This is a genomic window from Halopseudomonas pachastrellae (assembly GCF_900114765.1).
GTDB lineage: Bacteria > Pseudomonadota > Gammaproteobacteria > Pseudomonadales > Pseudomonadaceae > Halopseudomonas > Halopseudomonas pachastrellae.
Genome location: NZ_FOUD01000005.1, coordinates 160,201 through 184,299, shown reverse-complemented (window position 1 = coordinate 184,299; position 24,099 = coordinate 160,201). Strand labels below are relative to the sequence as shown.

Annotated in this window: 16 protein-coding genes; 3 read left to right on the top strand and 13 right to left on the bottom strand. The window is 63.2% G+C overall.

Annotation, left to right across the window (positions count from 1 at the left end):
- Positions 1-129 precede the first annotated feature (129 nt).
- The gene (locus tag BM116_RS05635; RefSeq protein ID WP_083728912.1) at positions 130-1,509 is read left to right on the top strand and encodes a class II fumarate hydratase; all 1,380 of its coding nucleotides are present in this window, start codon (positions 130-132) and stop codon (positions 1,507-1,509) included.
- Between the two features lie 32 nt (positions 1,510-1,541).
- Here the strand turns inward: BM116_RS05635 and BM116_RS05630 are convergent, their stop codons facing one another.
- The 11 genes from BM116_RS05630 to BM116_RS05580 all read right to left on the bottom strand — a co-directional run bounded on the left by BM116_RS05630 (position 1,542) and on the right by BM116_RS05580 (position 17,973).
- Positions 1,542-2,963, bottom strand: a complete 1,422-nt coding sequence (locus BM116_RS05630; protein WP_083728910.1) for an efflux transporter outer membrane subunit — start codon at positions 2,961-2,963, stop codon at positions 1,542-1,544.
- Positions 2,964-2,979: 16 nt separating this feature from the next.
- Positions 2,980-6,060: an efflux RND transporter permease subunit gene (locus tag BM116_RS05625; RefSeq protein ID WP_407920302.1), complete on the bottom strand. Its 3,081-nt coding sequence runs from the start codon at positions 6,058-6,060 to the stop codon at positions 2,980-2,982.
- On the bottom strand, positions 6,057-9,137 hold the full coding sequence (locus BM116_RS05620) for a multidrug efflux RND transporter permease subunit (RefSeq protein ID WP_090475041.1): 3,081 nt from the start codon (positions 9,135-9,137) through the stop codon (positions 6,057-6,059). The genes BM116_RS05625 and BM116_RS05620 overlap by 4 nt, the downstream gene beginning before the upstream one ends.
- 10 nt (positions 9,138-9,147) lie before the next feature.
- Positions 9,148-10,386, bottom strand: a complete 1,239-nt coding sequence (locus BM116_RS05615) for an efflux RND transporter periplasmic adaptor subunit (RefSeq protein WP_090475039.1) — start codon at positions 10,384-10,386, stop codon at positions 9,148-9,150.
- Positions 10,387-10,561: 175 nt separating this feature from the next.
- On the bottom strand, positions 10,562-10,879 hold the full coding sequence (locus BM116_RS05610; protein WP_083727592.1) for a DUF3325 domain-containing protein: 318 nt from the start codon (positions 10,877-10,879) through the stop codon (positions 10,562-10,564).
- A complete protein-coding gene (locus BM116_RS05605; RefSeq protein ID WP_083727590.1) occupies positions 10,872-12,554 on the bottom strand; it encodes a PepSY-associated TM helix domain-containing protein in 1,683 nt (560 codons plus the stop codon). Before BM116_RS05605 ends, BM116_RS05610 begins: the two co-directional genes overlap by 8 nt.
- 10 nt (positions 12,555-12,564) lie before the next feature.
- Positions 12,565-12,861 (bottom strand): iron transporter, encoded by a 297-nt coding sequence (locus BM116_RS05600; RefSeq protein ID WP_211276280.1) that lies wholly within the window; start codon positions 12,859-12,861, stop codon positions 12,565-12,567.
- A 302-nt stretch (positions 12,862-13,163) separates the two neighbouring features.
- Entirely contained in the window at positions 13,164-15,764 is a 2,601-nt protein-coding gene (locus BM116_RS05595) for a TonB-dependent receptor (RefSeq protein WP_083727588.1), read from the bottom strand.
- Between the two features lie 187 nt (positions 15,765-15,951).
- Positions 15,952-16,896: a FecR family protein gene (locus BM116_RS05590; protein ID WP_083727612.1), complete on the bottom strand. Its 945-nt coding sequence runs from the start codon at positions 16,894-16,896 to the stop codon at positions 15,952-15,954.
- Between the two features lie 62 nt (positions 16,897-16,958).
- On the bottom strand, positions 16,959-17,480 hold the full coding sequence (locus tag BM116_RS05585; RefSeq protein ID WP_083727586.1) for an RNA polymerase sigma factor: 522 nt from the start codon (positions 17,478-17,480) through the stop codon (positions 16,959-16,961).
- Positions 17,481-17,646: 166 nt separating this feature from the next.
- Entirely contained in the window at positions 17,647-17,973 is a 327-nt protein-coding gene (locus BM116_RS05580) for a putative quinol monooxygenase (protein ID WP_175494031.1), read from the bottom strand.
- A 130-nt stretch (positions 17,974-18,103) separates the two neighbouring features.
- Between BM116_RS05580 and BM116_RS05575 the strand changes: the two genes are divergently transcribed.
- Entirely contained in the window at positions 18,104-18,685 is a 582-nt protein-coding gene (locus tag BM116_RS05575) for an AraC family transcriptional regulator (protein ID WP_169847277.1), read from the top strand.
- A gap of 154 nt (positions 18,686-18,839) precedes the next feature.
- Positions 18,840-20,441: an OpgD/OpgG family glucan biosynthesis protein gene (locus BM116_RS05570; protein WP_083727582.1), complete on the top strand. Its 1,602-nt coding sequence runs from the start codon at positions 18,840-18,842 to the stop codon at positions 20,439-20,441.
- 277 nt (positions 20,442-20,718) lie between these two features.
- Here BM116_RS05570 and guaA read toward each other — a convergent pair whose 3' ends face one another.
- Positions 20,719-22,299 carry a glutamine-hydrolyzing GMP synthase gene (gene guaA, locus BM116_RS05565; protein WP_083727580.1) on the bottom strand — a complete coding sequence of 527 codons (1,581 nt, stop codon included), beginning with the start codon at positions 22,297-22,299 and terminating at the stop codon, positions 20,719-20,721.
- Positions 22,300-22,411: 112 nt separating this feature from the next.
- The gene (gene guaB, locus BM116_RS05560) at positions 22,412-23,884 is read right to left on the bottom strand and encodes an IMP dehydrogenase (RefSeq protein WP_083727578.1); all 1,473 of its coding nucleotides are present in this window, start codon (positions 23,882-23,884) and stop codon (positions 22,412-22,414) included.
- Positions 23,885-24,099: the final 215 nt, after the last annotated feature.

Sequence of the window (24,099 nt, the reverse complement as noted above, 5' to 3'; positions counted from 1 at the left end):
GTGCCGGCCTTGCTTGATAATGATAACGACTTGCATTAACGTCAGTGCGCACACAGACACCACAGACCGGGCGGCGGCTTTTCCACACTCCTGCACCACGCTGCCCCCCAGACCCAGGAGCGCAGCAGCATGAGCAAAACCCGTATCGAAAAAGACAGCATGGGCGAACTGGCAGTACCGGCAGAGGCGCTCTATGCCGCGCAGACCCAGCGCGCCGTCGATAACTTTCCGGTCAGTGGGCAGCCTATGCCGGCGCCCTTCATCCGCGCCCTGCTGCTGGCCAAACGCGCCGCTGCTACCGCCAACAGCGAGCTGGAGCAGATCCCTTCAGAGCTGGCCGAGGCCATTTTCGGCGCCGTAGATGAGCTCCTGGCCACCGACTTCATGCCGCATTTTCCGGTCGATGTCTTTCAGACCGGCTCCGGCACCAGCTCCAACATGAATGCCAACGAAGTCCTCGCCACCCTGGCCGCACGCCGTTACGGCCAGCCGGTCAGCGCCAATGACCACATCAACTGCGGCCAGAGCAGCAACGACATCATCCCATCCAGCATCCACATCAGCGCCGCCATGGAGCTGGCCGAGCAATTGCTACCGGCGCTGGAGCATCTAGTCAGCGTCACCCGCAGCAAGGCCGCCAGCGTCGACCAGTACGTCAAAACCGGCCGCACCCACCTGATGGACGCCATGCCGGTGCGCATGAGCCAGAGCCTGAACACCTGGGCAGACCAGATCGAGCAGAACATCCACAACCTGCGCCAGCTGCAACCCAGCCTGCAGAGCCTGGCCCAGGGCGGCACTGCCGTGGGTACCGGTATCAACGCCCACCCCGACTTTGCCGCGCGCTTCAATCAGGCATTGAGCAAGCACACCGGCCTGACCTTTACGCCGGCAAAGAATTTCTTCACCCATATCGGCTCGCAGGATATTGCCGTGGCGCTGTCAGGCCAGTTGAAGACCACGGCGGTCAGCCTGACCAAGATCGCCAACGACCTGCGCTGGATGAACTCCGGCCCGCTGGCCGGTCTGGGCGAGATTGAACTGCAGGCGCTGCAACCGGGCTCATCGATCATGCCCGGCAAGGTCAACCCGGTGATTCCGGAAGCCGCCGCCATGGTTGCCGCTCAGGTGATTGGCAACGACGCCACCATCACCATCGCCGGGCAGTCCGGCAACTTTGAGCTCAACGTCATGCTGCCGCTGATCGCACGCAATCTGCTGGAAAGCATCAGTCTGTTGAGCAATGTCAGCCGCCTGCTGGCCGACAAGGCCATCGCCACCTTTACCGTACGCGAAGACCAGCTGACCCAGGCACTGGCCCGCAACCCGATTCTGGTCACCGCCCTGAACCCGGTTATCGGTTACCTGAAAGCCGCCGAGATTGCCAAGCTGGCCTACAAAGAAGGCCGGCCGATTGTCGAGGTGGCCGCCGAACATACCGACCTCAGCCGCGACGAGCTGGAGCGCCTGCTCAACCCCGCCAAACTGACCCACGGCGGTATCGAGTAAGCAGCAGCCTGCCAAACGCAGCGCCGCAGGCTTTACTCCTGCGGCCTGCTGGCGGCATCCCCGACATCGTCACCCACCGCCCAGCCGCCGCCAATGCTGGCGGCCAGCTGCGCGGCGGCGGCCAGTTGCGCGCTGGTCACGCTGACCTGACCGCGCTTGGCATTGAGCGTGGTGTTCTGCGCGATAGCGACTTCAAGATAGGACACCAGACCGGACTGATAGCGGTTGGTGATCACCCGCTCGTTCTCTTCCGCTAGGCTGACCAGCTTGTCCTGCTGCACCGCCTTCTCGCGCAGGATGGCGGTGGTGGCCAGGGCATTTTCCACCTCGGTCAGACCTTCCAGCACGGTTTGCCGGTAGGCCGCGACCTGCTCGTCGTAGCGGGCGTAGGCAGCATCCCGCGCGGCATCACGGGCGCCGCCGTCAAACAGGGTTTGCGCCAGGCTCGGGCCGACCGACCAGAAGCGCACCGGCGCATTCCACAGGTCACTCACCGACTCGCCACTGACGCCAGCACTGGCGCCCAGACTGATGGTCGGCAACCAGGCGGTGATGGCCACACCGATATCAGCGTTGGCGGCGGCCACACCGCGCTCGGCCGCCACGACATCCGGGCGGCGGGCGATCAGCTCGCTGGGCAACTGTGAGGGGATCGGCGGCACCGCAGGCAGGGCATCGACGATGTCCTGCTCAAAGGCAGAGGGCGCGCGGCCGAGCAATGCGGCCAGGGTATTCTCCTCCACCGCGCGCTCGTTCTGCAGGTCATACAGGTCGCTGCGTAGCGACTGCAGCTGGGTTTCGGCCTGAATTACATCGGCGCGCGAGACAATGCCGGCGTCGTACTGGTTGCGCGTCAGCTGGGTCGAGCGCGCCGACGACTCCAGCGTCTGCTGCAGAATGCGCTGCTGTACATCCAGCGCGCGCAAGTTGATGAAGCTGTTGACCACCGCCAGCTGGATCGACAGCCGCGCGGCCGCCAGATCAGCGGCGCTGGCATCCAGCGCGGCGGTGTCGGATTCCACCTGCCGCCGCACCCGCCCCCACACATCCAGCTCCCAGCTGATGCCCAGCTGCGCGCGACTGCTATCGGTATTGGCGCTGTCACTGCCGCCGCTGCGGCTGGCGTCCAGCGCCGCGCTCAGGGTGGGCAGATAGTCGGCGCTGCTGAGGCGGCGCTGGGCCAGAGCAGCGCGATAGCGCGCAGCGGCCTGGGCCAGGGTCAGGTTGTTGGCGTTCGCCTCAACCACCAGCGCGCTCAGCTCGGCATCGGCAAAGGCCTCCCACCAGGCACCGCTCTGGGCCCAGGCCTGGGACGGCATAGGCTGCCAGCCCTGATCGTATTTGAGTACCAGCGGCTGGGCGATGGGCGGTTGGCGATAATCCGGCCCCATAGTGCAGCCGCCTCCCAGGGCGGCGGCGAGCAGGACAGCGGAGGTTAACAGCGAAGGCTTCATGGGCAGCAACCGGACGTCAGACAGAGGATTCGGAGGGTTCGGGCGCGGCGCGGCGACGCAGCACGCGCTGGCGCAGGTTTTCCAGATACAGGTACACCGCAGGTGTGGTGTACAGAGTCAGCAACTGACTCAGGGCCAGACCACCAAAGATGGTCATGCCCAGCGGACGACGCATCTCGGCGCCCTCACCAAAACCCAGGATCAGCGGCACCGCGCCAAGCATGCCGGCCAGGTTGGTCATCAGGATCGGGCGCAGACGCAGCAGCGCCGCGCGTTCAATAGCCTGGCGCGGGGCCATACCGTCGCGACGCTGCAGCTCCAGGGCAAAGTCGATCATCATGATGGCGTTCTTCATCACGATGCCGATCAGCAGAAACAGCCCGAGCATCGCAATCAGGCTGAGATTCTGGCCGCCAAACTTCAGCGCCAGCAGCGCGCCCAGCCCGGCCGGTGGCAGGGTCGACAGAATGGTCAACGGGTGCAACGTGCTCTCGTACAGCACGCCCAATACCAGGTACACCGCCAACAACACCACTACAAAAACCCAGGGGTCGAGCACGGTACTGAAGTCATTGGCCGAGGGCGGCGCCAGATGCACCGAGCTGGGCAGCATCACGTCGTTGAGAATCTGCTCGATGGCCTCGCGCGCCTGAATATCCGTCACCCCTTCGGCCAGAGCATAGCCAATACCAAGGGAAGCAAACTGACCTTCGTGGCGGATCCGATCCTCGGCCATCCCGTATTCCCAGGAAGCAAAGGTCGAGAACGGCACCCGCTGGCCATCGCTGGTCAGCGCCTCCAGCTGAGACAGCACGGCGGGGCTTTCGGTGTAACGCGGCGCCAGCTCCATCACCACCCGGTACTGGTTGAGCTCGTCGTACAGGGTAGCCACCTGGCGCTGCGAGAAGGAGTTGTTCAGCACCGAGGAGATGGTCTGCATATCCGAGCCCAGGCGCCGCGCCGCTTCGCGGTCGATATCCAGCACGACCTGACGCGTCTCATCGCCGTCCATCGAGTCCACGTCGGTCAGCAGCGGGCTCTGTTCCATCGCCTGTGCCACCGTACGCGACCACTGTTTCAGCGCCTCCAGCGAATCCGAGCGCAGCAGCACCTCGTACTCGCTACGGCGGAACGGCGGGCGGAAGAACAGGTCCTGCTCCACCATCAGAAACATCATGATGCCCGGAATCTGCGGCGCTCCCGCGCGCAGGCGCTCCACCACCTCCTGCGCCGAGGCATCGCGCTCGGACAGGGGTTTGAGCTTGATCGACAACTGCGTATTGGTCAGCCCCCGGTCGCCGCCGGAAGTGCCGGTCAGGTCCGCCACCGCCGGGTCCTGCAAGATGTATTGCCGGTAGGCCTCGATCTTTGGCTGCATGACCTGAAACGACAGGCCGTCATCGCCGCGCAAGAAGCCGTTGATCTGGCCGCTGTCCTGCTGCGGCAGTGACTCTTCCGGCAGGTTGGCCAGCAAATAACCACTGCTGCCAATGGCGCCCAGCAGCAGCACGATGGCCAGCGGGCGAAAACGCAGCAGCCAGCGCAGTGAACGGGCGTACCCATCCTGCAGGCTGGCAAACAGCGAGTCCTTGTTGTCCTGCTCGCTGGCGGCGTGCTGGCCGGGCTTGAGCCACATGGCACACAGCGCCGGGGTCAGTGTCAGCGACACCAGCAGGGAGATCAGCATGGCCGCCACCAGGGTGATGGAGAACTCCTGAAACAGCTGCTGAATCAAGCCGTCCAGAAACAGAATAGAGGCAAACACCACCGCTAGCGCCAGCGTCATGGCAATCAGCGTAAAGCGCAGCTCACGGGCGCTGCGGGCAGCGGCCTGCAACGGCGACAGGCCGTTGGCCATGTGCCGCTGCACGTTCTCCAGCACCACAATGGCATCGTCCACCACCAGCCCGGCCCCGACGATCAGCGCCATCAGCGACAGGTTGTTGAGCGAGAAGCCGCAGAGGTACATGACCACAAAGCTGCCGATCAGCGACACCGGAATGGCCGTCGAGGGGATCAGCGCCGCACGCAGGTTACCCAGGAACAGCCAGACCACAATGACCACCAGCAGCGCCGCGACCAGCAGGGAGATTTGCGCCTCGCGCAGGGTGGCGCGAATCACCGGTGAGCGGTCGCTGATGATGGTCAGCTCGGCGTCGGACGGAATCAGGTTGTACAGCTGCGGCAGGCGTTCGTGGATATTGGCCACGGTTTCCACGATGTTGGCGCCGCTCTGCCGGCTGACGCTGAGAATCACCGCAGCGCGGTCGTTATGGAAACCGGCGCTGTAGCGGTTCTCCACCGAGTCGGTGACCTGGGCGACATCACCCAGACGCACGGCGGCGCCGTCCTGGTAGCGCACGATCAGGTTGCGATAAGCCACTGCGGTGCGCAGCGCCTCGCTGGTCTGCACCTGCCAGCGGTGGCTGCCCTCCTCGATCACGCCCATCGGCCGCAGCGCATTGCTGCTGGAAATGACACTGCGCACCTCGTCCAGCGAGATGCCATAGTGCATCAGCGCAGCCGCATCCAGTTGCACCCGCACAGCCGGCAGGGACGCACCGCCTACACTCACCTCGCCAACACCGGAAATCTGCGCGATTTTCTGTGCCAGAATGGTCGAGCCAATGTCGTACAACTCGCTGGGCGACAGGTTGGGAGAACTCAGCGCCAGCCCCATGATCGGCGCCTGCGAGGGGTCGATCTTGTGGTATTCGGGGTTGCCCGGCATGCCTGCCGGCAGGTCGCCACGCACCGCGTTGATCGCCGCCTGCACCTCGCGCGCCGCTTCATTGAGATCGCGGTCCAGCTCAAAGGCGAGCGCCACCTGGGTCGAGCCCTGGTTGGATGATGAGGAAATCTCGGTGACGCCGGAAATAGCCCCCAGCGCGCGCTCCAGCGGCGTGGCAACAGTGGTTGCCATGCTTTCCGGGCTGGCACCCGGCAGGCTGGCGGTCACCACGATCATCGGCACCTCAACCTGTGGCAGCGGCGCTACCGGCAGCAACCGCCAGCACAGCAAACCCACCAGCACCAGTGCCAGCGCCAGCAGCGACAGGCCAACCGGGCGCTGCAGCATGCCTGCCTCGCTACTCACAGCGCGCTCTCTGGCGTCGGCGCAGGCTCGGGCGTGCGCTGACGGGTCAGACGATCAAAGAACAGGTACACCACCGGCGTGGTGAACAGCGTCAGCACCTGACTGACCAGCAAGCCGCCGACCATCACCACACCGAGCGGCTGGCGCAGCTCGGCGCCCGAGCCGCTGGCCAGCATCAACGGCAGCGCGCCAAACAGCGCCGCCAGCGTGGTCATCAGGATCGGCCGGAAACGCAGCAGCGCCGCGCGGTGAATCGCCTCGCGCGGGCTCATGCCCTGATTGCGCTGTGCCTCCAGGGCAAAGTCGACCATCATGATGCCGTTCTTCTTCACCAGACCGATCAGCAGCACGATGCCCACGACCGAGATCATGTCCAGCGCGCGGCCGGTCAGCAGCAGCGCCAGCAAGGCGCCAACCGTGGCCGAAGGCAGCGTCGAGAGAATGGTTACCGGGTGAATGGTGCTCTCATAGAGCACGCCGAGCACGATGTACATGGTCAGCACTGCGGCCAGAATCAGCCACAGAGTGTTGCTCAGCGATGCGCGGAAGGCTTCGGCGGCGCCCTGAAAGCGCAACTCCACGCTGACCGGCAGCGCCAACTCCTGCTGCACCGCCTCGATCGCCTCGACCGCTTGGCCCAGTGACGCACCGGGCGCCAGATTGAAAGACACGGTAGTGGCCGGGAACTGCCCCTGATGATTGATCAGCAGCGCCGCACTACGCTGGTGAACCTGCGCAACGCTGGCCAGCGGAACCGAGCTGCCGTCAGCGCTGGTAACGTGCAGATTGCGCAGGCTGTCCGGTGTGCCGGCAAACTGCGGGTCCACCTCCATGATCACGCGGTACTGGTTGGCCTGGGTAAACAGGGTCGCGATCTGCCGCTGACCAAAGGCGTTATACAGCGTGTTGGCCACGTCGGTGACATTCAGGCCCAGCCGCGCAGCGGCGTCGCGGTCGATTTCCACATAGGCTTCCAGGCCCTGCTGCTGCAGATCGGAGGCCACGTCCTGCAGTTCCGGGCGCGCGTTCAGGGCATCGACCATCACCGGCACCCACTCACGCAGCTCGTCACTGTCCAGGCTGGTCAGGCTGAACTGGTACTGGGTGCGGCTGACCCGGTCTTCGATCGTCAGCTCCTGCACCGGCTGGAACCAGGCGGTGATGCCCGGCACCTCGGCGGCGCGTTCACGCAGCCGATTCATCACGGTAAACAGACTCTCGTCGCGCTCGCTGTGCGGCGGCAGGTTGATCAGCAAGCGGCCGCTGTTGAGCGTGACGTTGCTGCCATCCACACCGATAAAGGACGACAGATTCTCGATGGCCGGGTCTTCCAATAACGCAACGGCGAGATTGCGCTGACGCTCGGCCATAGCGCTGAAGGAGATGTCCTGCGGCGCCTCGGTAATCACCTGGATGACGTTGCTGTCCTGCACCGGGAAGAAGTCCTTGTCCACCGCCAGATACAGCAGCCCGGTCAACGCGATAGTGCCCAGCATCACCAGCAACGTGGCGCGCTGACGCTCCAGCACCCAGTCCAGCGCACGACCGTAGCGCTCGATGACGCCATGCATAAAGCCGCCGGCGTCCTCTTGCGGCGGGGTGTGCAGCATGCGCGCGCACATCATGGGCGTCAGCGTCAGCGATACCACCAGCGAGATGACAATGGCCACCGCCAGGGTGATGGCGAACTCGTGGAACAGGCGGCCAACCACATCCGGCATGAACAGCAGCGGAATCAATACCGCTACCAGCGAGAATGTCAGCGACATCAGGGTAAAGCCAATCTCACCCGCGCCGGCCAACGCCGCCTGCATCGGCGACTTGCCCATCTCCCGGTGCCGCGCCACGTTCTCCAGCATGACGATGGCGTCATCCACCACAAAGCCGGTGGCGATGGTCAGCGCCATCAGCGTCAGGTTGTTGACCGAGAAGTCCATCAGGTACATGAAGGCGAAGGTGCCCACCAGCGACAGTGGTACCGCCACGCTGGGGATAATGGTGGCCGAGGGGCTGCGCAAAAACGCAAAGGTCACCAGCACCACCAGGCCAATGGCAAACAGCAATTCTTTCTGGGTATCGCTGACCGAGGCACGAATACTGTGGGTGCGGTCGGTCAGCACCGCGACATCGACCGCCGCCGGCAGGGTCGAGGTTAGCTGCGGCAGCAACTCACGCACACTGTCAGTAACATCGATCACATTGGCCCCGGGCTGGCGCTGCACGTTCAGCAGCACTGCCGGCTGGCTATTGGCCCAGGCGGCCAGAAAACGGTCCTCGGCGCCATCGACAATGGTCGCCACATCGCCCAGGCGCAGCGGCGCACCGTCTTGCCAGGTGATGATCAGCTTGCGGTAATCCTCTACCGAGCGAATCTGGTCGTTGGCATCGAGCATGGTCGAGCGGGTCGGGCCGTCAAAGCTGCCCTTGGGCTGATTGACGTTGGTCGCGGCAATGCTCTGACGCACGCTGTCCAGGCTCAGGCCGTAAGCCGTCAGCGCGTTGGGGTTGACCAGCACACGCAGCGCCGGGCGCTGCCCGCCAGCCAGGCTGACCATACCCACACCGGACAGCTGCGCCAGCTTCTGCGCCATGCGGGTGTCGACCAGGTCATGCACTTCCGGCAGCGGCAGGCTGTCGGAGGTAATCGCCAAGGTCAGGATGGGCGCATCGGCCGGGTTGACCTTGCGGTAGATCGGCGGCGTGGGCAGGTCGCTCGGCAGCAGGCTGTCTGCCGTGTTCATGGCCGCCTGCACTTCCTGCTCGGCCACGCCCAGGTCTTCGTCCAGATCAAACTGCAGGGTGATGACCGACGCACCACCGGAACTGGTCGATGACATCTGCTTGAGCCCCGGGATCTGCCCCAGGTGACGCTCCAGCGGCGCGGTAATGGTCCGCGCGGTAATTTCCGGGCTGGCCCCCGGCTGAAAGGTAAAGACCTGAATGATCGGATAGTCGACCTGCGGCAACGCGGCAACCGGCAGCAGGCGCCATGCCAGCAGGCCGGCGGCCATAAAGGCCAGCATCAGCAGCGAGGTAGCGACCGGGCGAAGAATAAAAGGCGTAGACAGGCTCTTCATGCCGGCGTGCTCAGTTGGCCGGTCGCGGACCGCGACGCTCACCGTTACCCGGACGCTGCGCAGTCTCGGTTGCCGGCGGCGCAGCAGCCACCTCACCCTCGGCGTCGGGTATCACTACCTCCTTGCCGTCGCGCAGGCGATCAAGCCCTTCCAGCACCACCTGCTCGCCAGCCTGCAAGCCGCTGGTCACGGCCACTCGGCCGTCAGCGCTGGCACCCAGGGTTACCTCACGCACATAGGCCTTGCTGTCTTCCACCACGTAGACATAGGTGCGGCTGTTGCCGAACTGCACGGCGTCGGAGGCGATGGTGACCACGTCGCGCAGGGTGCTCAGGCGCAGACGCACATTGACGAACTGGTTGGGGAACAGCGCCTCATCCTCATTGGCAAACTGGCCGCGCACCCGCAGCGTGCCGGTCGCGGTGTCGATCTGGTTATCCAGGGTGGTCAGGTTGCCGGTGGCAATCACCTGCTGATCATTGCGGTCCAGCACTTCAACCTTGAGCGGCTCCTCGCCCCGGAACGAGCTGCGCAACGCCGGCACATCCACTTCTGGTACGGTGAAGTTGACGGCAATCGGTTGCATCTGGGTAATGCTGACAATGCCCTCGGCCTCGCTGCCGGTCACCAGGTTACCCTGGTCGACCTTGCGCAGCCCCAGGCGCCCGGACAGCGGCGCGGTAATGCGCGTCCAGGACAGTTGCAGGCGGGCGTCATCAACGGCGGCCTGATTGGCCCGCACCGTGCCCAGCAGCTCGTTGACCATGGCGCGCTGGTCACTCAACTGCTGGCGGGCGATGGAGTCCTGCTCCCACAGGGTCTCGTACAGGGCCAGGTCTGCTCGGGCGTTTTCCAGCGTGGCGCGGCTCTGCTGCAGTTGCCCCTCGGCCTGCTCCAGCTGCGCCTTGTAGGGCAACGGGTCCACCTCGGCCAGCAGGTCGCCCTGCTCCACCGCGCTGCCCTCTTCAAACACCACCCGCTCGAGCACACCGTTGACGCGGCTCTGCACGATCACGGTATTGAGCGGTGTCACCGTGCCAATGGACTTGATCTGCACATCCAGCTCACTGCGCTGGGCCGGCTCCACGCGTACCACCGCAGGCGCGCCAAAAGCCATGCGATGGGACATGGGCGCAGGCGCGGCAGAACCGGAAAACTGGTACCAGGCAAAAACCAGGGCGGCAACGATGGCGGCAAGCAGCAGTAACCACTTAACCCGCGTGCGGGAGAACAGAGCAGAAGAAGACATAAAGGTCAGGGTCCGGGAATAGCTTTTGGCAACTAACGGCAGACTCTAGGCAATATGCCTTGCCAGCCCTAGTGAATTTACACACTTTTACCTAATGCGAAGGCGACCTGACAAAGCCGCCTTCCAAGGTTCCATCCCGGACAGAACGCCCTCTCCGGGCGCAGGAGGCGCGTCGTTAACCGACGCGCAAAAATGCAGGACAAACCACACGCAACAGCGCGGGTCGATAACTCAGCATCATGGCCGTGGCGACCGCCGCCACCGGCAACAAGGTAAACCAGACCAGTACCGCCATCGACGGGTGGTCAGCCTGAAAACAGCACAATACCGACACCACCAGCGCCAGCCAGCCCAGCACACGCAAATAACCCGGCGCCGTCTCGCCACCGGCAAACACCTGACGCCAGTGCGCAGGCAACGACAGTGCCAGCCAGCTGGTCGCCAGCCACATACTGGCCGCCGCAGCCAGCAGCCAAACGCCGGCGTTACTCATACGCCACCCCACCAATCCGACTGGTCGACTTGACTTCTAGGGTGCGCGCCAGGCGTCGGGCCGTCAGCACGGACACCAGCGCGCAGGCCAGCAGGCTCAGATCTACGCCGGCAACGGCCCAGTAGGGGTCCAGCAACATGGTTTTCAGCAGGTGATCCCCCGTGGTGATCCAGTTCAGCAGCACCGCTGCAACGCAGGCCAGCGCCAGCGCCCAGCACTGCTCGCGCCAGGCCGGGTTGGCCCGCGCCTGGGCAACCGGTGCGCTGCGCCAGAGCGCGTGCAGCAGGCTGAGCAGCCACACACCCCAGAAGGTCCACTTCTCCCATTCGCCCCGCCCCGGCATCGCCTCAGGCAACAAGCGGTTGGCCACCAGCATGGCGACCGCCGCCAGCACCATGCCGGTCACCGTGGTCACGGCCATGGCATCGACCAGCCGGCAGCCCTGCAACCCGCGTCTGGCGTGCTCCTGCTTGCGCTTTTCGACAAAAAACACAAAGCCGGTAGCAATACAGATACAGCCCAGCAAGCCGCCAGCCACGTACAGCCAGCGCAGGGTCCAGTGTTCAAAATGCTGCAGATGCAGGCCGGTGAGAAACTCATTTAACGCGCCCACCGGGTCACTCGGCGGCTCTTCGCGCAGCACCTCACCGGTGCTCGCCTTGAAGTGAATCCCCTCGCCCACCAGCGCAACGCGATCACTGCCGGCGCGGTAAATACTGACGTAGCCGTTGGCATCGCCCAGGTGCTCGATCATCAGCAGACCAACCTCGCCGGCCATGTCGCGCTCGGCCCAGATACGCTTGGCCTCGGCAACCATGGCATCGACCGACGCCAGCTCGGCAGGCACGCCCGCCTCGTCATGCGGCAGGCCGGTGTGCTCGGCCTCGATGACCTCGTGGCGGTCATGCAGCGGCTTGAGCAGGGTGCCGGAGACCGGGAAGTAATAGAACGCAGCAAAGATCACCAGACCGGTAAAGGCAAAGAAGAAGTGGAAAGGCAGCGCCACCACACCGGTCATGTTGTGCAGGTCGAGTGCACTGCGCTGAGTGCGCTTGTGCGGCCGGAAGGTAAAGAATTCCTTGAAGACCTTGCGATGCATGATTACCCCGGTGACCAACGCTACCAGCATGATCAAGGCCGCCAGCCCGACAACAAAGGTACCGATGTTCTTCCAGTGCAGCTGCAGGCTGTAATGCATCGGGTAGAACCAGTTGCTGCCGATTTTCAGCTGATCATCGGCCAGCGCCGCACCGGTACGCGGGTCGATGGTTGCCCAGCCGTGTACGTGCAGGTGATCGTCTTTGGGGTCAATCGGCTTATTGGGGATGTCAAACTCGGCGCCGATGCGCAGCACCGGGTCACGGTGGGTGGTGTAGGCAAACAAGCCGACCATGGGCATGGTCTCGGGCGCAAGGAGATCGCCAATGACCCGCTCGGCGGTCGCGGCCATATCCAGCGGGTGAGGCTTGAGATCGGCAAAGACCTGCTTGAGCAGGTTGTCGTAGGACGGCATCGGCTGCGGCTCGAAGCGCGTATCCGGGATCGCCCAGCGGTCAATCTCACGGTCAAACACCGAGAGCGCGCCAAAAAAGAAGGCGACCATCAGGACAAAGCCCGGCACCAGCCCGAACCAGGTGTGCACCCAGGCCATGGATTGACGAAAACTGTTCAGCATGGCGGTGCTCCTATCCGATGATTATGCGCTGCAGCTGCCAGGCAGCAGCCAGCATAAGCGCGCTGCCGACCGCCAGCACCAGCCAGACCCGGCGCACACTGGCCGCGGCAAAGGTCCAGAGAAACAGCCCCAGGTAGAGCAAAAAGGCCAGCATCATCATGGCCTGCTCGGCCGCGTGGTACTCCACCCCGGCGCCATTGAGCGCCGCAACGCCCAGCGCAACCGCCCCCCAGACGAAGGCATAGCAGCCAAAAATCGCCGCCAGAATACGCGCGACGATGGCGCCACGAGACGCGCTGACCATCATGAATTGTGCTCCGCCAAAGGACCTGTCATGTCATTCACCTGCAGCCCGCCCGGTGCAGTTGCCGGGCGGTGATAGAAAGAAAAAACGCACCGGCCAGCCCATCACAGGGAAATGACTCACGCGCGCAGCCGAAAATGATAGGAATTATCATTTCACTATGCAAGCGATCTCCGCTCGGCGGTGAGCTTCGCAATCGCGGACAGCCACCGGGGTGGCAACTGCAAACGCAATAAAAGCGGCCGGAGTGGGCGCTTTTATTGAGATATCAGACAGCAAGATATCCGTCAGGCTCAGCGTCGGGATCAGATATCCCACACCAGATTGACGGCAAAGTTGCGGCCCGGCTGGGTCAGGCGGTCGAGGTTGGCGGGGCTGGTGACGGTGGCTTCGCCGACGCTGTCGTAGCCGCGCACGTCATCCCACAGCCAGTATTTTTTATCGGTGAGGTTGAACAGCCCGGCGTTGACTACCAGATCATCCGTCACCTGGTAATAGGCGGTCAGGTCAAGCAGGCCAAAACCGGGGCTGGCGAACTGGCTGGTGGTGCCGTCGGGGATGTTCAGGCTGGATTCGTCGATGCGCGTCTTGCGCTTGACCAGCGTCCAGGTCAATTCACCGCCGTAGCGCGCTTGCTCATACCCCAGGCTGAACACGCCGGTCAGTGGGTTGACGCTGTTCAGCGGTGCACCGTTGTCATCGTTACGGCCACGGGCGTAGGCAATCGAGCCCTGCGCATACAGGCCGGGCGCGGCGCCAAAGTGCTCCAGATTCAAACGCCCCTTGGCCTCCACACCGCGAATGCTGGCATGGGCAATGTTGCGCGTCTGGAAGGTGTCGCTGGTGTAGCCGGGCGTGAGCGCGTTTTCGTCGATGAAGTCACGGTACTCGTTGTAGAACAGCGCCAGATCAAAGCTGCCGGCGTCAAAGTAGCCACGCAGACCGGTCTCTACACCGCGGCTTTTTTCCGGCTCCAGGTCAGGATTCGGCTCGACCGTGTAGCCTCCGGCCAGGTTTTCGAAGCGGCCGTACAAGGCTTTGGCGGTCGGCGTGCGGAAACCTTCGGCGTACTGACCGAACCAGGTGTAGCGGTCATCAAACTGGTAGGTCACGCCCAGCTTGGGCGATACCCGATGCCAGGTACGGTCGTCGTCGTTGTAGTCGGTCACGTCGCTGCTGCTGACGGTGGCCAGAAATTCGTCGGTCAGCTCGGGTGACAGACGGGTGTAGTCGTAGCGCAGCCCGGGCAGGAAGGTCCATTGGTTCCAGCGGATTTCGTCCTGCACAAACAGGCTGTAGACCTTAATGGTCGGGTCCGGGAAGTCGCTCTGCGGCGTCAGGGTATCCGAGGTGCTGCTGCTGATCGCGCCAACGGTGGGGCAACTGGCGCTGATGGCCTGCAGGCAGACGCCGTACCCGGTGCGCAGGCCGGTGCCTTCCTGGCGCTTAAGCGTGCCGCCGTAGGTCAGTAGATGCTCGGTGCTGCCGAGACTGAACGCTTTGTCCAGCTGCAGGTCGAGCATCCACTGGCGATCCTTGTAAGTGGTGTCGCGGTAGCGTTGCACGTCACGACTGACCGCGCCGGTGAAAAAGTTCTTCGGCACGTAGTGCTCAACGGTGCTCTGGTCGGTCTTGGCCAGCTGATAGTTGAGGCTCCAGTTGAAGTTGTCGGCCAGCAGGCTATCCAGCGCCAGCATGTGTGACAGGCTGTAGCGCTCACGGGTGATGGTGTCGTTGCCTTCACGTGATTCGTAGTAACCAAAGCCGCTACCGGCGTTGTACGGCCCGCCCACGGCGCTGAGCTGATTGGTATCGCGGTCGTCTTTGTAGTTCTCGTAGGTCAGCTGCAAGCGGCCGTTGTCGCTGTAGTCCCAGCCCACTTTGGCCAGCACGTTGGTGGTCTGCACGTCTTCCGGGTTGGCGGCCGTGCGATCCAGGCCGATGCCACCGGCGCTGCCATAGGACTCGGTTTCATGGCCGTTACGCTGGGACAGGTGCAGCAAGGCATCAAGATTGCCGGTACGCCCGGCAACGGTGCCGGAGGCCAGCCAGCTTTCATCTGCCGAGCTGTAACCGGTCTTGAGGCGCGCGCCGGTATCACGGCCGGGCTTGATGATGTCGTCGGCATCCAGGGTGAAATAGCTGACCGCGCCACCAATGGCGCTGCTGCCGTACAGGGCTGAGGCCGGGCCACGCAGGATCTCCACCCGCTTGACGATTTCAGGGTCAACATAGTTGCGCTGGGTGTTGGCGTAGGGGCCGTTGAAAAAGCTGTTGGGAATCTCTACGCCGTCTACCTGGGTCAGCACCCGATCACCATCGATGCCGCGAATGTTGTAGCCGGTAATGCCCGAACGCTGCCCGGTGCCGCCGACCGATACGCCCGGTTCGCCACGCACCAGTTGGCGAGTGGTATTGACCAGTTCACGATCCAGTTGCTCGCGCCCCAGAGAACTGACCGTGCTCGGTACCTCGTCGACCATGCGCTGGCTGCGCGTCGCGGTCACGGTAATGGCCTGCAGGTTGACCGCCCGCTCGCCAGACACCAGCACGACACTACGCTGGCCCGCACTGCGGTAGCCCACGCCGGTGCCGCGCAGCAGCTCGGTCAACGCCTGCTCGGGAGACAGTCGACCACTGACCGGCGCTGACTGCAGGTCTGCCGCCAGATCAGCCTGCAGTCCAACCTGCCAGCCACTGATATCGCTGAAGGCATTGAGCGCTGATACCAGCGGCTGGGCCGGAATCTCAAAACTGTAGCGCGCCTGGCTCTGCTGCAGATTGCTGGCAGGAGCGTCGGCGGCGAGCGCCTGAGGCACAGCGGCGCAGGAGATGGCCAAAGCCAGGAGTGAGAGGCTGGTGGTAGAGCGGGTTCGGGACAGGACGCGGCGAGGTTGAGCGGTCATCGAGAATCTCTTTGCAGGGTCGTGGAACGGCAAACAATGCGAATGGTTTGCATTACTCCCTGACGAGACGAACGACCTGTCGAGATTGCGTAAAAATAATTTGCCGTGTCTTGCAAGAGGGGGGCGCGCAGCCGGCCAGCAGCCACCGATCTCGGGCTCCGCCCGGCCGCCTCGGGGCGGGCCATGATCAGTTGAGAATCAGCAGCGCCGGATATTCATGCAGATTGGCCGAGGTCACCTGCGCCAGCGACCGCATTACGCTGACCGGATCACTGAGTCGATAGTTACCGGTCACCCGCATGCTGTCCAACGGACCACTGGCGTTGATGATCCAGCCCGGGTAATAGCGTCGCAGCTCGGTCAGCACCTCACCCAGCGGGCGGTCATCAAACACCAGACGGCCCTGCACCCAGGCCAGCTGGCTGGCGGCGTCGCCGCGCACACGGTTGCCGGCCCCCTGCTCATCAATGCGAATGCTGTCGCCAGCGCTCAGATGAATACGTGCACCGCTGTTGCGCGCGCGCACCTCGACCTGCCCGTGGGCAACACTGACCTCGGTGGTGTCATCCAGGTAGCGCACGGCAAAGGCGGTGCCCAGCACCGAAATCTGCACTGGCCCGGCGTTGACTTCAAAGGGCCGCGCGCTGTCACGTGCCACGTCAAAATAGGCCTCGCCGCGCAAGAGGTTTGCGGTGCGCTTGCGCCCGTCAATGTCACTGGAAAACGCACTGTCGGTATTGAGCACCACCTGCGAGCCGTCGGCCAGATCAAGGCTCTGCCGCTGGCCGACTGCCGTCACGTGATCGGCACGCCAGTCGAGCAGCACGTTGCTCTGCACCAGCACGCCCAGCGCCAGCAGCACCGAGGCCGCCATCGCCAGTGCGCCCGCCCAGCGTCGCCGGGGCGCAGGCGCGGTACGAGCCTCCAGTTGCGCCGCCGCATCCACCAGCGCCGACGACTGCCAGCAGGCACGGGCGTGCTCAAAGGCCGCCCGGTGCGCGGCCGACTCGGCCAGCCAGGCATCAAAGCGCGCCAGCGTCGCGGTGTCGGCATCTTCCAGCGCCAGCAGCCAGTCCAGCGCCTGGCTCTGCAGCGACTCGCCGTCGGCAGGGTGGGTAATGGGCTCGGTCATTGGCCGGCTCTCGTCATCACGGGTGTTCATTCTGGCTTATGGGGCGGATGAGCGAAAGTCGCTCATTGGGCAGGCGTCAGCCGCTCGATCAGCGTAACGCACAGGGCCATGATCAGTTTCAGCTCCTTTTGCACCGTGCTGGGTGATACCCCCAACTCGGCGGCGATGTCGCTTGCGCTCATGCCATGCAGGCGACTGAGCACGAATATCCGCTGCTGACGGCTACTCAGTTGGTCCAGCGCGCTGCCCAGGTGCTGCAGCAGGCGCGCGGCGTGCAGGCTGTCTTCACTGGAGGAAGCCGGTGCGGCCACCGCCTCGACCACCTCATTGGGCACGTCGTCGAGCATGGTGCGCGACTGCATGCGCTCACGACGCAGGTGGTCCAGCGCCAGGTTGCGGCCAGTCTGAAAGAGAAAGGGTTCAAGGTGATCAATCGGCTTGTCACGCACCGTGCGCGCCACCCGCAGATACGTCTCCTGCACCAGCTCCTCGGCAATGCTGGTGTTCTTGACGATTTTCAGCAAGGTGCGCAGCAGCGAAGTGCGCTGGCTGATAAAGACACTGTCTAGATTGGAACTGTTCACTGGCAAGCCCGGTTTGCCGACTTCACTTGCAAATGATAATTGCTTTTAATACTAGCCGCCAGAGGCTTGCAGGATTAACCGATATACCCGCAAACTGCGACTCATTCTCAATAAGTAACCAGCGCACCCTGCGCATGAGCCATTCCAGCGAGCCCCTTTCCAGCGTCTATCGCGACCACCACGGCTGGCTGCGCGCCTGTCTGCCCGCAATATCGGGAAACGCCTCAAAGATGCCGAACACCCGCTGGGAAAAGCGCACCGCAAACCAGGGGCCAGTACCCGGTTCATCTTCAACACAGGCGCGAATGTCGCGCAGCATCTGCAGTACTTCCTCCTCGCGCCCCGGTTTGGCCTCGATATGAATGTAAAAGGCTTTACGCCCTTCATCGCCCTGCTCTCCAATCTGCCGAACGCCAACATGGGGTCCTTCGGTCAGCGCTGGTGGTGCAGTTGGCCCGGGTACTGACGCGTCGATCATCTGGTTGTCATGCATAGGTCACCTCCTGTCGTGGAGATTCCACTCTAGCCATGGGCGCCTGCAGCAGATGCCCAAAGCACCGGCAAACATGCCTGATAATCCAGATGGCTTTACCCGAAACTCGGCGCCAGCGCAGAATGAGCGCATGAACAAAGCCCTCGTCGACGCCACCCGCCACTACTGTCAAAGGCACGCCAACAGCGGCCCACTGATCAGCACGCCGGTGCCGGGGCTGACTCTGCTGCGCAGAACCTCGCCGGCAGCAGTCGATCACGCAATCGTCCAGCCACTGCTGTGCCTGGTGCTGGAGGGCAGCAAAGAAGTCGACATTGATCAGCGAACCGAGCGCTACAACGCCGGCGACCTCATTCTGGTGGCACGCAATACGCCGACACTGAGACGCATCGCCGGCGCCAGCGTCGCGGCACCTTATATGTCCATCGCGCTGGACCTGAATATCGGCCTGCTGAGTGAGCTGATCAAGCTGCACGACAGTGCGCCAGTAAGCCCGCCGCAGGACACCCGCGCCCCGCTGCTCGATGCCATGCGTAGACTGATCAGCCTCCTCGATGATCCCACTTCACTGGCCGCGCTCGGCACCGGCCTGCTGCGCGAAATCCACCACTGGCTAAGGCCAACCCGAGCTAAGCGGCCACAATCGCCGCCGCCTGACGCCAAGCGCTCTAGAACAACGCCCTCAGGTTCTGCCAACCGGCACACAAAGTAGCCCGACTTTACCCAGCGGCAGGAACCACCACCCTGCGCTACGCCTCTAACCCGCCAGATGCAGATCCAGCACGCCCTGTTCAACGGGCGCCAGCCGACGGCACTTTTGGCCTGGATACGCAAATTCAACGCCTTGTGGAGAGCCAGCCCAGACCATGAACAGACGATACCTGCGGCAAGGTGCCGCCGCGCTTGCCGGCGCCATACTGCTGCCCACCTTCGCACTCGCCGCAAACGAGCCGCAGCCGTTCAGTTACGATGCCCTGGTAGAGCGCGCCCGAAGCATGGCCAACACCGCCTACCAGCCGCCCGCGCTGCCGGCACCCGAGGTCGTCCAGCAGATTGACTACGCGCGCCACGGCGAACTGGTATTTGATACCCAGCGCGCCCCCTTCTCCGGTCAGCCCGACACCGAGGCGAGCGAGGGCTACCCGCTGGTGTTCTTCCCGCTGGGCAAGTACGCACCCAAGGGCGTACACATGTTCATGGTCGATCAGGGCGAAGCCGTCGAGATACCTTACTCTGCCGACTTCTTTGATATGCCGGCAGACAACCCTGCACGCCAGCTGCCCGCCGACGCCGGCTTTGCCGGCTTTCGTCTGCAGGAGTGGCATACGGCTGAGGACTGGGTGAAACAGGATTGGGTGGCCTTTCAGGGCGCCTCCTACTTCCGCTCCATCGGTGCCGACGGGCAGTACGGCCAGTCCGCCCGCGGTATCGCGATTGACCCTGCCGTCGCCGGCAAGCCGGAAGAGTTTCCGGACTTCACCGAGTTTTATATCGAGCAGCAAGACGACGCCACGCCCGACACCCCGGTGATCGTCCACGCCCTGCTAGACGGCCCCAGCGTGACCGGCGCCTACCGCTTCAAGATGACCCGCGGCCTGGACCGCACCACGCCTGTGGTCATGGACGTAGAGGCGCGAATCTTCCTGCGTGAAGACGTCGACCGGCTCGGCCTACTGCCGCTGACCTCCATGTTCTGGTTTGGCGAATACGGCGCAGAGCGCCTCAAGGACTGGCGTCCGGAAGTACATGACTCCGACGGCCTGGCCATGTGGACCGGCTCGGGCGAGCGCCTATGGCGCCCGCTGAACAACCCGGACGCCACCCGCGTATCCGCCTTTGCCGATGAAAACCCCAAGGGCTTTGGCCTGATGCAGCGCGACCGCAACTTCGATCATTACCAGGACGGGGTCTTCTACGACCGCCGCCCCAGCGTGTGGGTGGAGCCGCTCAAACCGCTCGGCAAGGGCAGCGTGCAGTTGCTGGAAATCCCCACCGACGATGAAATCCACGACAACATCGGCGCGTTCTGGGTCCCGGACGGCAAGGCCAGCAAGGGCACCGAATATGACCTGCACTACCGCCTGCACTGGCAGAATCTGAGCCCGGTACCGGCCACCAACATCGCCCAGACCATCGCCACCCGCATCGGCCGCGGCGGCCAACCCGGTCACAAGCGCCCCGAAAACGTCTACAACTTCACCGTCGAATTCGACCGCCCCGAGGTCATGCAGCAGATCCCTTACGGCGTATTCCCCGAGGTCAAGGTCAGCACCAGTGCCGGCATAGTCAGCCGCACCTTCGCCCGCCCGGTACCCAACGGCAACGTCTGGCGCGCCAGCTTCGACCTGGAACTGGAACCCGATCAGGTCGCCGACCTGCGCATGTATATGGAATTGGAAGGCAAACCACTGACCGAAACCTGGCTGTATCAGTTCAAGCCTGAGTGGGCGATGGGCAAGGTTCAGTAAGTGCGCTTGCAAGCGCAAACAAAAAAGCCCGCACAATGCGTAATGCTGTTCACTTAAGCGTTTGCTTGCTGAAGGCCATTCTAAAATCCCGCTGCCGACCGCTCGGCAGCGGGATTTTTCATATTTCCCAGCCCATCCCAAAGGGACGCTGCTATTCCCAAGCTCAAAAAACATGCAATGGAAAACGCCGCACCCCTATTCGGAGTGCGGCGTTTCTATTAAGTGAACAGCATTACGCACAATGCGGGCTTTTTTCACTGCGACCAACGAGTGAGGATCACTCCCACTCAATCGTCGCCGGCGGCTTGCTCGAGACGTCGTAGGTGACGCGGGAGATGCCGTCGATTTCGTTGATGATGCGATTGGAGACCTTCTCCAGCAGCTCGTACGGCAGGTGCGCCCAGCGGGCGGTCATGAAGTCGATGGTTTCTACCGCACGCAGGGCAACCACCCAGGCGTAGCGACGGCCGTCACCGACCACGCCCACCGACTTGACCGGCTGGAACACCACGAACGCCTGACTGGTCTTGTGGTACCAGTCAAAGTTGTGCAGTTCCTGGATGAAGATGTGATCCGCCAGACGCAGCAGGTCGGCGTATTCCTTCTTCACTTCACCGAGGATACGCACACCCAGACCCGGGCCCGGGAACGGGTGACGGTAGACCATGTCGTAGGGCAGGCCCAGTTCCAGACCGATCTTGCGCACCTCGTCCTTGAACAATTCGCGCAGCGGCTCGACCAGTTCAAAGGCCATGTCTTCCGGCAGGCCGCCCACGTTGTGGTGCGACTTGATCACGTGGGCCTTGCCGGTCTTGGCACCGGCTGACTCGATCACGTCGGGGTAAATGGTGCCCTGGGCGAGGAATTTCACATCCTTGAGCTTGGTCGCCTCGGTATCGAACACCTCGATAAAGGTGCGGCCAATGACCTTGCGCTTCTCTTCCGGGTCGGAGACGCCAGCCAGGCGGCCGAGGAACAGGTCTTCGGCATCAGAACGGATAACTTTTACGCCCATGTTCTCGGCGAACATGGCCATAACCTGATCACCTTCCTGATGACGCAGCAGGCCATTATCGACAAAGACGCAGGTCAGCTGATCGCCAATGGCCTTATGCAGCAGCGCAGCAACCACCGAGGAGTCGACACCACCGGACAGCCCCAGCAGCACCTTGGAGTCACCTACCTGAGCGCGCACGGTTGCGATGGCATCTTCCACGATGTTGGCAGGGGTCCACAGCGCTTCACAGCCGCAGATCTCGAGCACAAAGCGCGACAGGATGCGACCGCCCTGCTTGGTGTGGGTCACCTCCGGGTGGAACTGCACGCCGTAGTAGCCGCGCGCATCGTCCGCCATGGCGGCAATCGGGCAGCTCGGGGTGCTGGCCAGCACGTGGAAGCCTTCAGGAATGGCGCTGACCTTGTCGCCGTGGCTCATCCAGACATCGAGCGCCAGCACGCCGTCAGCGTCAACGTGGTCTTCGATACCGTCGAGCAGGCGGGCCTTGCCGACCACATCCACGCGGGCATAGCCGAATTCGCGCAGGTTGGAGCCTTCGACCTTGCCGCCCAGTTGCTCGGCCATGGTCTGCATGCCGTAGCAGATGCCGAACAGCGGTACGTTCAGATCAAATACCGCCTGCGGTGCACGCGGGCTGTCAGCCGCGTGGACCGACTCCGGGCCACCGGCCAGGATGATGCCGCGCGGTGCAAAGGCGCTGATGTCCTCGGCACTCATGTCCCAGGGGTGGATCTCGCAGTAAACACCGATCTCACGCACCCGACGGGCGATGAGCTGGGTGTACTGGGAACCGAAGTCCAGAATCAGGATGCGGTGCGCATGGATATCTTGCAGGGACATGGAATTTCCTCAGAAAAAGTAAGCTACAAGCACCAAGCCTCAAGCTACAAGTACACGCCGTACTGCTTGCAGCTTGAGGCTCTCAGCTTGCCGCTGGCGGGTTGAGCTGCGCTCAACCTACCCGATAGTTCGGCGCTTCCTTGGTGATCTGTACGTCGTGGACGTGCGACTCACTCATGCCGGCACCAGTAATGCGAACAAACTCGGGCTGGGTACGCATCTCGTCGATGGAGCTGGAGCCGGTGTAACCCATGGAGGCACGCAGACCGCCCATCAACTGATGGATGATGGCAGCCAGTGCGCCCTTGTACGGCACGCGACCTTCGATCCCTTCCGGTACCAGTTTCTCGGCGCCAGCGCTGGAATCCTGGAAGTAACGGTCAGCCGAACCGCCGCCGGAGTTGGCCATGGCGCCCAGCGAGCCCATACCACGATAAGCCTTGTAGGAGCGCCCCTGGAACAGCTCGACTTCGCCCGGTGCTTCTTCAGTACCGGCAAACATGGAGCCCATCATCACAACGGATGCACCGGCGGCGATGGCCTTGGCCAGGTCACCGGAGAAGCGAATGCCGCCGTCAGCGATCAGCGGCACGCCGGTGCCTTCCAGCGCGGCAGCCACATCAGCGATAGCGGAGATTTGCGGTACGCCAACACCGGCAACGATACGGGTGGTGCAGATGGAGCCGGGGCCGATACCGACCTTGACCGCATCAGCGCCTGCCTCGGCCAGCGCCTTGGCGGCTGCACCGGTGGCGATGTTGCCGCCGATGACCTGAATGTCGGGGAAGTTTTGCTTGACCCAGCTAACGCGGTCGATCACGCCCTTAGAGTGACCGTGCGCAGTATCAACGATGATCACGTCAACACCAGCAGCGGCCAGCGCTTCAACGCGGGCCGGCGTCTCGGGGCCGGTGCCAACCGCGGCGCCAACCAGCAGGCGGCCTTGATCGTCTTTGGCGGCATTCGGGTAGGCGCGGGCTTTTTCGATGTCCTTGACGGTCATCATGCCCTGAAGACGGAAAGCGTCATCAACGATCAGCACTTTTTCGATGCGATGGATGTGCAGCAGCTGGCGTACTTCGGTAGCGGCAACACCTTCCTTGACGGTCACCAGCTTGTCTTTCGGCGTCATGACGTCGCTGATCAGCGCGTTCATGCGGGTTTCAAAGCGGATATCACGGGCGGTAACGATACCGACCAGGTCGCCGTTAGACAGCACCGGGACGCCGGAGATGTTGTTCTGGCTGGTCAGCTCGATCAGGTCGGCAACCGTGGCGCTGGCGTCGATGGTGATCGGGTCACGTACCACGCCAGACTCGAATTTCTTGACCTTGCGTACTTCGGCGGCCTGCTGCTCGACGGTCATGTTCTTGTGGATGATGCCCATGCCACCTTCCTGCGCCATGGCAATCGCCAGACGGGCTTCGGTGACCGTGTCCATAGCAGCGGACAGCAACGGGATGTTCAGTTCGATACGACGAGTCAGACGGGTCTTGAGACTCACGTCCTTGGGCAGGACCTCGGAGTATCCGGGCACCAGGAGAACGTCATCAAAGGTAAGTGCTTCTTGGCGAATACGCAGCATAGCAGGCTCCCGAGCGGGAAAAATGGAAGCGCGCCATTATACCTGTCAGCCCGGTTGCACTCAATTGGCTTGAGTACTCTAAATGCCAGAAAACGCAAGGCGTGGCGGCAAGGCGTTGAGCGCGCAGTCGCGGCTGTCTTTGCAAGGCCAAAAGCCGGCACGCCGGCGCAATTGTCATAAAACATATGTGTACGATTAACGCGGCAGCGACAATG